The sequence below is a fragment of the Neptuniibacter sp. genome, assembly GCF_024231755.1.
Taxonomy (GTDB): Bacteria; Pseudomonadota; Gammaproteobacteria; order Pseudomonadales; family Balneatricaceae; genus Neptuniibacter.
This window is the reverse complement of sequence record NZ_JAAEQH010000167.1, coordinates 1-16,912: the sequence shown is the minus strand read 5'-3', so window position 1 is coordinate 16,912 and position 16,912 is coordinate 1. Positions and strand designations below refer to the sequence as shown.

Below are 16,912 nucleotides of genomic sequence, written 5' to 3'. Positions count from 1 at the left end.
TCACTGCTACTGGAGAGAATATAGATGGTATCACTTGCCGCTACAGTATCTACAATGAGATAGTATCTACCCTTATTTAATCCTGAACTCATATAAAGATAATATCCTACATACTCATCATTATTGGCGATAATATCATCTGCGGCAGTAAAATATTCATAGAATCCAGAGGCAGTAGTAGCAACGCTAAATGTACTGGAAACCTCATCCACTGCATAAGTGGTAATTGTATTAGCTTCAGTCGCCGGCTGCTCTAAGTTGGTATCATCATCATGCGCCTGCTGCATCCAGTTATATTCTATATTATCAGTGATATTCTTCACGTAGCCCAAGCGTGCACCCACGTTCACATGTCCTGGTACTGTACCAGCGACAATGTCTAAACCAGCACCTAAGGCCGGGTTGTCAGCTGCACCGGTTAAGTACATAAAGTCGGCATTAGCTGGATCATTAGAAACGTAATTAGGATTTTGTCCGGTAATAGCATTTGAGCCGGTTACGCCATCAGAATCGTTATTATAGAAGAGGTTGTAAGCAATGGTATTGCCAGTGCCTTGATCAATGATGCCTTCCTCGCCAACAGCGCTATGGTTAGAAATAATATTATTCTTTAGTACGTTATTTTCGGCACTAGATGCGATGTAAATGCCATCAGTTCCATTTGAATTGATTGTGTTGTTATAAAAGTAATTATTATCATCCCACAACATTATACCTTGGGCGGCATTGCCATGGAAAATATTAGCAAATACAGTATTATTTTGACCCCTCAAATCCATCCCCGCCTTGCCATTAACTGCTGAATGGCTAGTGTTATAGGCAAAAAGGTTACTATTGCATAGGGATAATACTTCAATGTTATCACTGTTATTTGAATGCACGCTATTATTATATATCATGTTAAACGATGATCCATTTTCCAAGCGTATACCTGTCCATCCACAATCATGCACGGTATTGTCTGTGATAACATTGTAATCACTACCGTTTAAGTAAATACCATACTGACAATTATGTATCTCTGAACCTTCTACAATAAGTCCTTCACCAGCTCCGTCATCATTATCCACGTCATAGGCAGAGAGGCCATATTTATTCGCTCCATTCTTTCCCATATAACTGACTTCAGCATACTTAATAATAGTTTCTGAATCCTGCATCAGGTAGATATAGCCATTTTTTTTGCCGTCTTGTGTGAATGCAGTAATTATACAGTTTTGATTAGCGATTGCAGTACCCTGGACATCTAATAGACCGGTACCATGTACAATTAAGCCAAATTCTGCACTAGTATCACAGTCGAGTTTAATGGTTGATGAGAAGGCTGAACCAGAGCGCATGGTGAGTGTGTCATAAACATGGATATCACCATTAGCGATGAGGGTATTATTTTGGGTAGTATCAAAATTAAGTGTGGCACCTGCTTGGATAGTAAGTTCCTTACAACTTGCTTCAGTATCATTCTGATTAAATGTAACAGTATCTCCGGCAGCAATAGTTACATTTTGCACACCATACGGTACATACCCTCTATCCCAAACCGTAGGATCGTTCCAGTCTCCGGTCTTGGTAGAAGTAATTGTTTTATAACATTCAATTACCGTATTATTCTGCCCGTTCTGAGCATTTGTGCCGCCGGCTGTTCCACCAAGGGACTGCAAGGTTCCGCTAAATGTTTTGGCATCATACATGAATAATATTCTTCCGGCTCCACCACCACCGCCGCCATCTACACCAACTCCGTCACCGTCTCCACCATCCGCACGAATAATTCCGCTGGTTCCAGCTAAAGTCCCGACAATACCTTTAATACTACCGCCTGATCCACCGCCAGCATTACTACTAGCCACCGCGTTATCACCATCACTGGCTAAGAATCCATCTACGGTTAAAGTATCAGTAACTTCTAAATACATGGCACTACCACCAGCACCACCATCTGTTACACCACCGCCAGAACCTAAATCCTCCGGATTAAGTGCAGCCCCGTAAGTAATTCCGCCGCTAGCACTGTCTGATGAATCTCCGCCGGTTCCACCATAGCCACCACCTGCACCATAAGTAGCGCCGGTACTGCCTGCACCTGGGCCATAATCATAACTAAATCCTAATCCATCCGCATTGATACTCGCACCAATACCAGCTAAACCATATATATTGATATTATCGGCAGTAAGCTTTACACCTAGGCCAGGGGTGTCCTCCGTACCTGACCCGGCATTGTAGATACGTTCTATATCATCTTGCGTAACTACATAATCATATAGAAGAACGCTGTCTAGCGTAAAATCAGCATCTTTGTTATCGCACATTTTGAATAGTTCACTATCATTTTCTAAGCCATTGCCAACAGCATAGGTATCAGAACTAAATGCAGCAGCGTCTTTACTCCATCTAATATTTCCATCATCAACAACGAAAGCATACATGTGCCATTGATCATCGCAGACATCAGTTATATTTGTGTGCGTTTGATTATTGCCAGCCGAAGTATCAATCCTTAAATAGATTCCTCTAGCTGAGCCGGATGTATTATTAAATTGAATTCCCCATCCACGTGAATTTGAAGGAGGCTCCCAATAGAGCTTCTTAAAGATTTGAGCATAATCTATTGGTTGAGTAGGGGCCTTCATCCAGAATACTATAGAGAATAGATCCTTCGCAGGAATACCTGCAGGACATGAAACATAATCATTAGAAGCATCTTCAAATTGCAAACTTTCATTAACTCTACCAGCTATAGTCATCGTGTCAGTATTATTATCTGAGGTACCGTCATAATTACCCATGGTATCTACTACGGTAGTACCAGCTGCATTATCATTCATCTTCCAATGTGCTATCGGTAATTTGCTATCACATATTATCTGAGCAGTATCATTGGAATCACCGTTGGTTCCAATATCAATATCTCCAACAGATGTTAAAACACAAGCACCCGGAACTTTTACTTTTGCGTCATTGTTAATCGTAATCGAATCAAATATTAATGTCGGAGGAGTGCCGGTGAAGTTGGATTCAGGAATATGTGTTGTACCATTGGTATCATTTACATTATTATTATCTACAATTAAATCACCGTAGGTCTGAGAAGCTGTCTTTAAGTAAATTGTCCCAGCTGCTCCTTTTTCTCCTGTAGGTCCTTCATTCTCACCAAAGGCCTGGAAAGTTATTGCATCAAAACTATTTCCGGTAAGAAGTGCAGCAGCAATTCTTCCACCGCCACCACCACCGTTAGAAATTGTCTGATAGTCTCTGTCTCCTCCATTGGCCTGAACAACACCAGTAGTGCCGACAATTGTATCAACCGTGATGTTGATTGAACCCCCTGAGCCTGTTGAATAATTATGATTACCATCGAGTGAACCGTTAGCGGAAATCGTTCCATTAACTGTAAGAGCACCGGAAATATTTAAGATGATTGCTCCACCGCCAGAACTCATAGCTTTACTTCCCAGATTTATAGGGTTGGTTATAGAACCATATGTAGCGCCACCGGTATCGGCATCCCCGCTTTCACCACCATATGAACCAGCATAGCCAGGGCCACCAGAATTGTAAAAACCGCGACCATCTGCTTTTAATACACCCCCACTCTGCACATCAAGGCTGGTGATGTTTAATGTAGCTGCACCACCGTTATTAGAATTCATGTAATGATTTCCATCTATCTCAAGAGTTCCACCAGTCTCGATTGTAACTGCACCAAAGGTATAATCATTTGTGCCATCAGACCCAAGAATTAAATTGTTGAGGTTTCCTGATCCAAGAGTAAGGGTAGTTCGACGGTCATTACTAAGATAAATTGTTCCATAGCGACCCGGGGACCCGATAGAGTTCCTGCCGGCTCTTATGGTTCCGGTAAATGTATCTGTGGTTACACCCTGCAAACTAATCCTTCCACCTCCCCCACCCTGGCTATTAGCATTACTTGTCGAACCACCTGCATCTGCAGAGATTGTTCCCGTGCCAGTTAAAACACCAGCCGTAGCAACATTGATTGATCCACCTGAGCCTGTATCATAATGTGAGCCGGAATCAGTTAGACCATCTGCACTTAATATTCCATTAACAGTTAGTGTGCTAGTAGCATTAAGAGTAAGAGCTCCTCCGCCACCACGATCTCCTCCGCCGCTTCCTAAGCTCGTGGGATTGGTGAAAGAACCATATGTGCTATCATTATTATCATGTCCAAGCCCTCCATAAGTACCACCTTGTTCACCTGAACCAGCTCCTGGACCCTGCCCTCCTCCAAATCCCTGTCCATCCACATTTATGCTTGCCCCAGAAGCTATCGAGATATCATCGGCATTAATCACATAGCCTATACCTTCAGGATTAGCTGCATTAGTGTCTCCCTCAAAAACCAGGTCTCCTGCATTAACTGTAATATCACCTGTTGTAGTGAGAGACTCCCCTGAGCCATCAGTTGAGTTTTCAAAGGTAACAGTTCCTGTGTACCCTCCGAGTAAATTCAATGTGGCAAGATCATCATTAAAAGTATCAACTGTACAGTTGTAGGTAGAGCAACCATTAAATACAACATCCTCACCTACTGCAGGTACAACTTCTTTACACCAGTTACCGGCAGTGTTCCAGGTGCTATCAGATGAAGCTATCCAAACATTACCATTGGGTATCGACCAATTCACACAGTTATCCAATGTTCCATTATAATTGAGAACAGCTGTTCCAGTTCCTAGGATATCAATAGCATCAACGTAGCAAACGCTTTGTGTGCCGTTTAGAGTAAGTGTCGCTTGAGTATCGGCAACTAGAGACTGCAAGGTAATGTGATTAGAGGTAGTTCCTGCTGCAATAAAATTTCCATTGATCGTAGTAGTTGTACTCTCGGTAAGATTTACTTCATTGGCACCCTCTATAGTCAAATCATTAAATGTAGCAGTATCTTTAAAAACAAATATTCCAGCTCCTGTTTGTTCTCCAACTATTATGTTATTAAATGTTTCACCATAAGTTTCAAAATATATATTCCTATTGTCATCCCCTTTAAATAATAACGTTGAAGTTTCAGCATTTAAAGTTAGGTTCGTTGTGTTGGAAATATCAAACACTCTTGTTGCTGGATCAGAGTAATAATTATTTACAATAGTCCATGTTCCCGAACCCATTGTCAGCGTTCTGACATTAGAAGAATCAGATTTAAATTTTTTCGTAGAAATATTGAAATCGTTCAAATCTATTTCCCCATTGTTCAACATGAAAGAAGCTGTCACTGAATCCCAATAATTTGTTACTACAGATAGATCTCCTCCTAAAGTTACCTTTCCTCCAACCATAGATATGTGCAACTTATTAATATTAAAACCATTAGGATTAAACGAGAAATCCCCCCTGCCCTCAAAAGTTATAGCATGATATTCGCAAGCATCTACCCCCGTCCAATCCAATCCCCCATATAATGTGTAAGTTGCTGCATTTGCCACTGTAAAAGTTGCACCCTCTGTATAACCACTCGTGTCAATAGTTTTACCAATTCTTGGCATATCTTGTGTAACTGTAAAATTTCCCGAATCAGAATTATTGTCAAAATAAACATCATCCTGCGGAAGCGGTAGGTTGCCGTCAGCAGCAACGCCGCCGGAAGATGTCGCCCAATGGTTATCATCATCCGACCAGTTACCCGTACCACCTACCCAGTATTTATCCGCAGCTGTGGTGAAAGTAATACCTGAATTTCCGCCACAATCACCTGAACCACCAGCAATAGCAGATAAATCCTGTGCAGGAGACATTGTAATATCTCTGAAGTCCACATTAGAACAAGTTACAGTTGCACCGGTAACCGTAAAAGTACGTGTTGTACCAACATCCCCTCCACGAACAATAAGTCTATTGATTGCAGAGTTGCCGTCAAGAGTTAATGTGCCGGTTACTGTTACAGAATTAATTAACCACACGCCACCCGTTTTTTGTGCTGTTCCAGTTCTTGTTACATTAGCGAATATACCGCCATTTATACCTTGTATTCCAGAACCGTTCATGATAAGTGAAAGACCTTGCCAATTTGTATTACCCGTATTTCCACCTTGGAAATCAGCACTATCCCCACTTAACGTAACCGTCGCGGTATTCGCAGTTATAGTTAGACTCGTTACTGTTTCACAATCCCAAGCATATCCAGTTCCGATTGCCGTTATATTACTTGTCCCCAGCGTTAATGTTCTTGTATTAGAATTATCTGAATTAAACCGTCCCCAATTATGAGTTAATCCAGAATTATCACTTGCGCCGTCAGTTTTAAAAGTACCTTGCGTAAGAGTAAGCGTAGTGTCAGGAGCAAACCTTGTAAAGTTATCCATCAAAGTTACTGTAATGCCAGCGCCATTAACTGTAAAGTTTCCTAAAAACTGCCCTCCTGTATAGACATTGCTATCTCCATCTATTACAATGGGACAGTTACTATCCACAACAGTATATTCCATGCTTGAAACTAAAGTCAGGTTGCCCGATATCGTCCAGGTTATGCCCATGTTATGCGTTAGCGCTCCTGAGTATCCGGTAAAATCAATATCATTACAAAAAGCTGCCGCAGTTATAGTACAATCATCACTGGAAATATAATCAATAAACCTGACTTTATCGCTTGCAGTTGGTATTGCTTTGGTTGACCAGTTACCGGCTGTAGACCAAAGATTATCTCCAGCACCATTAGTCCAGAAAATCCATTCACATACAGACGCAGTCCCATCCGCACCGTCGTCCGCACTACCATCAGTTCCGCCTGTACCACCTACTACTTCCACAGTTCCTGATCCGGTAGTAAAATTGTCTGTGCCAAAACTCAAAAGAATTCTTCCGGCTCCGCCACCGCCGCCATATACATCAGCACCGTCTCCACCATTGGCCCGAATCTTTCCCGCTCCGGCTAAAGTCTGGCCAAAAGCCATGATGCTTCCACCTGATGCTCCACCGCCGTCATATGTTGTTCCATCTGTTCCGGCATTACCATCACTTGCTAAGAATCCGTTTACAGTCAAAGTATCATTAACATTAACAAATACCGCGCCGCCACCACCGCCACCTTCAACTGATCCCCCGCCGGAACCCAAGTCTATTGGATTAGACGCTGAGCCATAAACACTTCCCGCAACTCCGCCATCTCCGGAATCTCCGCCTGCTCCTCCGTACCCTGCACCAGCTCCATGTCCGGGATCACCAATACCGCCGCATTCCGGACCTTCATCATTTACATATCCCTGTGCATTCGCGTTAATACTTGCCCCAGCACCTGTAACACCATGGATATTAATATTATCTGCTATGATCGTAGCACCTTTGGAACGTATCAATGTATTATTCCCGGAATGATAACTTGCTTTAATCCATCCAGCAGTACGGCGAATATCCGATACACGAACTTCGTCAATTTTTCCACCAAAAGGATCAGTCGCACCATCACCACCTTCTCCTAAGTAAACAGATTGCGGAGAAGTATCCGATGTACTGGTCGCGGTAAAAGCCGGCGTGCCCGATGTAGCTTGAAGAACACCGTCTACATAAATTTCGATATCATCATTTGCATAATCAATAATTCCGGTAATATGATGCCATGTATTAGCAACTAACGGCGTTCCGATTGTAGTTTCAGACTGGAAGCCTTCTGCGTCACCGGCCCGGCCTCCCACCCAAAAGTTCTTCGGATTAGAAACATTACGAAGCATAATCTCAAACCTTGAATTAGTCCCAGTACCTGTCGAAATATCTATTGGTATTTGTTCATTAGCTACCCCAAGCGTAGAATTAATCCATGTTGATACTGTCGCAATTCCTACATTACGCAAAAGATTTGTACTAGCACCGAACGCAACATAATCATCTGTCGCATCAAACTCATCTGCTCCATTTATCTTTCCTGTTACATCCTGATCTATAACAGATACTGCAGTAGAATCAACGCTGTTATTCGAATCTAAATGCTGTCCTGTTGTTTCCGATAAATGCCATACCGCCTGATAATTATCATCCCAAACTCCGGTTGGATTTTCCTGGTTAGAAGCTCCGGAATCTCCATAATACATATAAATCACAGTATCAACGATTGAACTAACTGTAGGTACGCGCACATGAGCAATTAATTCTTCGGCCCCGGAAGTATCTACATAAATTTCAATTTCATGATCTAATTTAGTAGTCCCGTCTGATGAGGTGAATAATATATCATCGCCGCTGGATAATGCCAGGCCAAAAACATCTGAAGTTGCTGCATCAAGTTTTATCAATACCGGAAAGCTGCTTAAATCACTATCAACTTTTCTATAATCAATGTTAAACTTCTGGGAATACGCAAAACTACCCGCCGGGTACCAGGCCGGAGGCGCTTCAACATTCCATATTGACCCAGCTGAAATTATCTGTGCGGTATCATCAGAATCTGCGTTAGTTCCAATGTCAATATCACCTACAGATGTCAATGTACAATGACCCGGCACTTCCAATCTCGCGTCATTGTTTATTGTAATTGAATCAAATGTTAATGTCGGAGAAGTTCCGGTAAAGTTAGATAGCGGAATTGGAATATTATTAGTTGTGCCGTAATTATTGTCTTTAACAAACAGATCCCCGTTCGTTGAAGTATCTGTATCAAAAAGAACTATAGTCCCTGAACTACCATCACCGTCACCGGAATACGCGGTTATTGAACTAGCCGCAAAAGTACTGGTTGAATATGCAACTCTAATTCTTCCGCCGCCACCGGAACGTGTTGTCCCGCCGCCCTGTGCTCTAATCTGTCCAGTTCCAGATAAAGCATCACATGTAATATTTATAGAACCGCCGGCTCCACCTCCGTGATAATCATCAGAGCCATCAGATGAAATTGTTCCGTCAACTATCAAATTACTAGAAACATTAAGATCAACACAACCGCCTCCTGGACCGCCACCGCCGCAGCTGCCGAATTCAAGAGGATTAGAAACAGATCCATGCGTGGGCTTACTGCTATTAAATCCTAATCCCCCGTAATTTCCCCCACTGTCATAATATATTCCGTATCCAGGACCACCCCATTCTGAATTACTTCTGTTTTTAAATCCATAAATATCGGCATTCAAAGTTCCTCCGGAATTAATTGTAATATTTGTCGCGGAAATAGAAGCTGATGTACCAAGGCCGTTATTCAAACGTGGGTTACCATCTATCTTTAATTCTCCACCGCTATTAATCGTTACGGAATTAAAAGAATAATTATAAGGCGTAGAATCTGTTCCAATAACTACGAGAGAAGGATTACCAGCACCGCCAACTATTAAATCAAAGCTAGCTGGGAAAGCAATCGTTCCGGCATGACCTGCTCCACTCCCGGCAGCACTAAGAGTACCTTCAAAAGTCAAATTTGTTACATTAACTAATGCCATCCTTCCACCACCACCGCCACTACCGCTACCACTGGCTTGCACTGTTCCGGTTCCGGCCAAAGTATCACATGTAATATTTAAAGATCCTCCCGATCCTGCTGCGCCATTACCCGCTGATCCACCGCCATTACTCTGCAAAGAACCGTCTACCGTAATTGTATTGGTAATGTTAAGAACTATGGCTCCGCCGCCAGTAGTATTACCGCCGCTTCCCAAGCTAGTCGGGTCAGTAACCGAACCATATGTTGCCTGAATAGACATGTATCCTAATCCGCCATAAGTCCCGTCTCTCTGATTCCAAACTCCGCCACCAGGCCCAGTAGATCTATCAAATCCCGTCCCATTACAATTCATGCTTGCACCAGAAGAGATCGTAACATTAGCTGCATTAATTGTATATCCGGTTCCATCATTCACCCCGCCGGGAATAGAATCGGTTGAGGTATCACTGCTAAAAACTATATTTCCGCCGTTAATTGTAATATCGCCGGTTACTGTTAAACTCATTCCGGAAGCTACTGCATTAACACCAAATGTTACTGTGCTTCCATAACCCCCATCTAGAGTTATTGATCCTAAATTATTATTAACTGTATCTGCTGTACAATTCGTATCTGAAGCAGCGCTAAATAAAACATTATCACTGGCCACAGGCACAGCTTTTGTAGACCAGTTATTTGCTGTGGACCATAAATTATCTCCGCTCTTATTCGTCCAGACTACGTACTCACATATAGATTCAGTTCCCGCGGATCCATCAATTGCACCTGCATCACTACCACCTGCCCCGCCATTAACCTGTGTCGTACCGGTAAAGCTATTGGTGCCAAAACTCAAAAATATTCTTCCAGCTCCACCGCCGCCGCCGTATACATCCGCACCAGCTCCACCATTAGCTCGGATAATGCCAGCACCAGCCAAAGTCTGTCCAAACGCTTTAATGCTTCCACCCGCTCCGCCACCGCCATCATAACTTGCTCCGTCAACTCCAGTATCGCCGTCACCAGCTAAGAATCCGTTTACAGTTAAAGTATCATTAATATCTAAGAATATCGCACCTGCACCAGTTCCTCCTTCTACTGATCCTCCACCTGAACCTAAATCAATTGGGTTATACGCTGAGCCATAAGTTGATCCTCCGGTTCCAGCATCCCCTGAATTACCTCCAACTCCTCCGTAACCAGCTCCGGCGCCATGACCTGAACCACCGGTATCGCCTGTACCAAAACCTAGATCATAAATATATCCCTGACCATCTACATTAATACTCCCACCGCTTCCGGCTGAACCATGGATATTAATATTATCCGCGGTAATCGTTCCTCCCTTGCCCCTGTATTCAAAATCATCAAATTGCACTAAGCATAAAGTTCCGCTGGCATGCGAAGTAACACTCATACCTACATCTTGTGTCACATTAGCACTGGCTAAAGCAGCTGTGCCGATAAGACTCCAGACAGCTCCATCCGTAGAATAATATCCGTAATAATCAGTCCCTTCTTTTACTAACCTTACCCAGCAAGGATAAGAAGCTGTGCCTGTATTACTATACTCTTCAAGTAAGCCGTCATTATCACTATCCCACTGCAATGTATATCCATTACTTGGAGTAACCGCAACCATACAATATCCCGTAGAAGTTCCATCCTGGGTCATATCGTTCCTGACTATAATTCCAGCCTTAGCCCAATCATGAGTAGCTTGCTGGCTTACAACTTTCACTTTAATATCAAAATCACCAGTAAAAGAACGATACACTGACGCATATTCATCTGCAGGATCCCAGACATCAGAACCATTGGCATCAATCTCCATCTGCTGGCCGGTTTCTGTGAAAGTAGTACCAGCATGCGTATCACAATCATGCGTACTCCATTCAGCACCAATAGCATTATCATCAAAGTTATCAGTATAATAAGCACCGCTACAAATTATCTGTGCGGTATCATCAGAATCCGAGTTAGTTCCGATATCAATATCACCTACAGATGTCAATGTACAATGACCCGGCACTTCCAATCTCGCGTAATTGTTTACAGTAATTGAATCAAAAGTTAATGTCGGAGGTGTTCCTGTAAAATTAGATAACGGAACCGAGATATCTTTTGCTCCATAATCATTATCATCTACTAGCAAATCTCCATAAGTCTGGGTATCGGTATCCCTCAAAACAATAGTTCCAGCGCTTCCCTTATTCGTACTGCCGAAAGAACCGGAAAAAGCGCTCTTTGTAGTGCTATCGGACGCATTATCACTATACGCAATTAAAATTCTTCCGCCACCGCCGTCACCACCACTTGCCCTGTCCGTTGACCCCCCTTTTGCCGTAATCGTTCCGCTGCCGGCAATCACGTTACATGTAAGATTAATAGAACCGCCTGATCCGGAACCATAACTCCCTCCCGCGCTAGCCGTAATCATTCCATTAACCGTTAATGTCCCGGTCACATCCATAATTATAGCTCCACCACCAGAATGAATCCCCCCGCCGCTGCCTAAACTTATCGGATTGGATACAGATCCATAAGAAGACGCACTATTCTTACCCCCCATGCCACCATAAGCACCTGCACCATATGCATCAACATCAAATCCCCCCGGACCTTCTTCTTCGCCAAAACCTAACCCGTAAGCAGACAAAATACCTTCCGGGCTCCCTGAATTAATCGTTACATTTGTAGCAACTGATATTGTCGCAGAAGTTCCCTGCGCTATACTATCTACAAGATTTAATAGAGGATTCCCGTCTATCTTTAATGTTCCGTCTGCATTAATTACTATGGAATTAAAAGAATAATTATATGGGGTTGAATCTGTTCCTAGCATCACATAGTCAGGATTACCAGTTCCACCGATAACCAAATCATAATTGGTTGGGAACGCAATTGTTCCTGAATATCCTCTATAGATACCGTCAAGCCTTCCTCCTTCAGCATGAAGATCTCCCTCAAAATTAATGTTTGTAACATTAGCCACACTAATTCTTCCGCCGCCGCCAGACCCGGCATATCCCTGATTAGTATCGCCGCCTTTGGCTGCAATTGTTCCATTCCCAGCAAGAGTATTACAAATAATGTTTATCGAGCCGCCGGATCCGGCGCCATATCTTGGAGTCCCGTTAGCAGAAAGATTTCCATTAACAGTTATTGTGCCGCTGGCTGCATTAAGAGTTAATGCCCCGCCACCAGAATAATCTTCTCCTCCGCTTCCTAAACTAGTTGGGGCAGTTGCTGAGCCATAGGTACTATGGTCTGTATTCCTTCCGCCTATTCCACCATATGTACCGCCTGAGTTACCAATCGTTCCAGCTCCAGGGCCTGCTTCCTGCCCAAATCCCATTCCATCAGCATTTAAACTTGCATTGCTCTCGATATTAATATTAGCGGCATTGATTGTATAACCAGTTCCTTCTGCACCTGCTGCTGTATCCCCTTCAAAAACCAGCTCTCCTTTATTAACTGTAATATCTCCGGTAACCGTAAGGCTCATACCTCCGGCAACTGCATTCTTTTGAACAAGCACATATCCCGGAGCATCAATCGTGATTGAACCCAGATTATTGTTCATGGAATCAACAGTAACTACATTCTGTAGTAAACTATCTACCACAGGACCTATAGTCATATCTGATACTGCTCTTAATCTAATATAATACGCTGTGTTTCCATTAACACCTGTTGTCGCCCAGTCTCCCGGAGCAGTAAAAGAAATATATCCGTCCCAGGATAATTTGGAAGTAGAATCATTTTCGCTAAGAGTTACCCACGCGCCATTCCAATATTCCCAGTAGAAATTACCGGCATTACGCGCTGTGGAAAGATCAAAATATACTCCGGTAAAAGCGTTTGAAGTCCGGCCGATATATAAAGCGTCATCAGTATCTTTAAGTGTCGCGCTGGTTGTAGTATGTATTACATCCGCTCCGGTTGTACTGGATGCCGCAGTAGTTACATTCTCATAAGTACTGCCGTCATAAGTCCAGACAATATCAAAGTTCGCGGAGGCGTATTCGATGACAACATGATCTCCGGCTTGAGGCACAGAAGCACCTTCCCAATTTGAAGCATTATTCCATAACCCGTCTCCGGAATCATTTGTCCAGCGATTATCAAACACAAATTCATCCGCACCAAGATCCCAGGCCGCGTCTATCTGTACATTATCAATATCATAATCATAAGGAGAGCCAAGATCCGCTCCGACATTCACCGCATCCATATCAGAAATTGCTAAATGCAAATCCTCACTACTTGGCGTCGTATCTACAAAAGTCAAACTGGCATTAATAATATCATTCGATCCACCCGTAGCTGTCGCACTATCACTTAAATTATAATCCGTGCCCGCGCCCCAGGCCCCGCCATTGATATCGTAAGCTGTGGTACAACCATAAGAGATATTATTTTTCAGAACCGGAGTTCCGTCGTTACGATAAAAACCCGTAACAACATTATAAACCGTGTTGTTATATATTTCGTTGTCACCTCCGTCATCATCCAGAGAAATACCTTTCTTTATATCTGAGCCATATATAATATTGCGATAGATTTTATTGGTGGCCGCATTCAATCTAAGTCTGATCGCTCTTGTGTCCTGTCCAGAACTTCCCGGAGTATGAATAATGTTATAACGAATTGTAGCATTACGCCCCACCCCATCTAATTGAATCGCTGATCTGGCAACTCCGGAACCGGCCCAACCGGTCAAAATAAGTCCTTCTATTGTTACGAATTGCTCATTGATTTCAAGGAGAGAGCAATTCGTTTTATTCATAGTAAAGCCAGAAGACACGTCACCACTATGTCTTTCACTTATCGGCGTAGTGATCGTAATTGTATGAGTTGCATCAGTTGTCCAGTTACTATCGTCAATAAACACACTGTCATTTAAGCCGGTTGACCAGTCATCATAACATTCAGCGATTTCATTTTCATCTTCAGCAACTAAATCTCTCTGTTCGCCAGCTTCCCATCCGGATAAAGTATCATAATGCCCGCCTACATAAGCAGTTGAACTGCCTACAGCACCAGTTGATCCGGGTTGGTCATAAGTAAATTGGGTTGTGGAATTCACCTCTTTTATTTCAAACACCCCATCATAATCTCCAAGCCCCCAAACTCTAATCTTCTGTCCAACAACTAAATTATCATGCGGAGATCCGCCATCTATATTAACCGTGACCACATTGCCGGACCTCGCAGCAGTTCCACTCGAAGCAAGTGGATATGTCTTCCTTATAATATGTGTAACTTTGTTTTTCTGGTCAGCCCCGGCATCCCAATAAGTAGTTCTGGTATGTCCGTCAATATCATCAGAGAAAGGCAGATTATCATCATAAGACAAATCTATACCAAAATCAATTGCATCATTCTCAGCGAGATCTTGCAAATGCAAATCCACGCTTCCGCTTAAAGATTCGAAAATTACATAATCACCTGAAGTCACACTTCCGTCATCAGTAAACGTACGATTACCAATAGAATGACTTCCTACTATAGTATGCGTTCCATCGTAAGCAATATTAAAATCTGAATCCGTAGAGTAAACCCCTCCCTGTCCTTGATTATAAGCAACTATATTGCTGTTATAAGCATGGGCAACACAGTTCTTAACATGCATCACCGACCCGGTATTATCTCGCGCTACGTTTGCATCAAATCCAAAAACCGAAGGAGACGGAGAAACGTCATTCCTGCCGATATTGTACCCTGTACAATTATATACATGCACAGTAACATTCTGTAAATCTTGAATATATACAGCCGATCTATCTATCTCATGGAAAATACAATTTAATACATACGCCGTAATTCCATTGGTGTTGAAATGCACACCATCTGACATTACAGCCCCATTTACTAAATCATAAATCAAACACTTTGATATTGTAACTTCGTCACCATTAACCCTAAATGCTTCAGCTGAACTTCCCGTTACTCCGGTAACTTCAATACCTTCAATATAAGTATAATCTTGATTGATTGTAAAAGCATGTCCATCCGTAGTCGGATCTACCATAAATCCTGTGCCTTCAGTTCCATCATGTCTTTCACTAAGAGGAGTAGTAATCTTAAAATAATGAGTTGCATCTGTTGTTGAACCAGTAATAGTTACATGATTATCCAGTCCGCTTGGCCAGTCATTGTAACATTCAGCGATTTCAATCGTATTCCTGCCCATTGCAGTAATATCTCCCTGACGATCAGATTCCCAAGCAGTAAGGTAAATATACCATGCCCCGGCAACTGCCTGTGTTGATCCCGCAAAACTCGGTCCAGTAGAGTCAGATACCCAAACAAACTGAGTCGGCAATTTATAATCAACTGTAATTGTATCCGCTCCGTCATCTACTGCTGAAATTCTCCACCATACTGTCGGATTAGCTTCATCCCTTAAGCAATCCCCGACTCTGATATTGGAAAGATCTGCGGCTGCGCACTGAGCTACCCACGCATCCTGCGATCCGGAAACTCCGGTAATATCTACATTCACCCAGTTATTACCAATATGCAACCTAATCTCTGTATCCGCGACAATATCCTGTACGGTTTCAGCCGTTGCAGATGTATTCGCTGTATTTGCTGCACCATCAGTAATATTTGTTCCTACATCTACCTTTACCGTAAATGCACCGTCTAATGTATCTGTATTTGCAGCCCATCCATTACCCACTGTGCCAAATATAATCCGAACGGTATCATTACTAAATGTTTTTGTTATCAAACTAAATATACCATCCGAACCAATCGTCGGGATATTATCACCATCTGTTACTCCCCCGGCAAAAGTCAAAGCTGCTTCCAGCTGCGCTTCGTTAGGTAAAGCACTCAAAGTTTCTGAGAAAACTAAATCTAATCTATCCCCTTCTTCATTCAATACTCCGGCTGTGCCTCCCACATCTGCGGCATACACACTAACTAGTACTGGCCCGGCTAAATCTATTTCCGTAACAGAAAAGTCCATTAATAAATCATTGCCCGCGAGATCTTCAAATGTATCTGCTGTTCCAGCGTTATACTCTACGTCAAATAATCCCGTGCCAAATACACTGGTGCCGTTAGTAAAAAGTGTAATATATTGATCATTTGCGGCATGTGGCCCAGGGTTGCTGGGGGTTGACCCATTAGTAGAATCAGTAGTATCATCTACTCCGCTCAAGCCACCTGCACCAAAAGTCCAATCACTTGCATTCGCATTTGCAATTGAAGTATCATCCATAGCCTCATTAAATTCAACTAGAATTTCGTCAATATATCCGTCATTATCTGTATCATATAAGGTCGCGTCTACAATTGTCGGCGGCGTAGAATCCAAACTTCCCCAATTATAATAACCACCCGACTGGCTGGTAATTGTTTCTCCGCCCAGATCAGCCACATTATAATTAATTAGGCCAATTGTATCTTCTAATCTTACTTTATCCAATCCGGTTTCAGCATAGACATTGTAGTCTTTTTCGTCCTCGGCATCGACAATAACCGTACCATCGACATCCCAGGTAATCCAGCTGCTGCCTGATCCGGATTTGCTTAAAT

1 protein-coding gene (cut by a window edge) is annotated in these 16,912 nt (G+C 42.7%); it reads right to left on the bottom strand.

Annotated features, from left to right (window positions below):
- Positions 1 to 16,912, bottom strand: part of the annotated coding region (locus tag GY843_RS08950) for a DUF2341 domain-containing protein (protein ID WP_297308727.1) (this coding region is incomplete at both ends). The annotated region extends 10,521 nt beyond the left edge of the window; 16,912 of its 27,433 annotated nt are in view.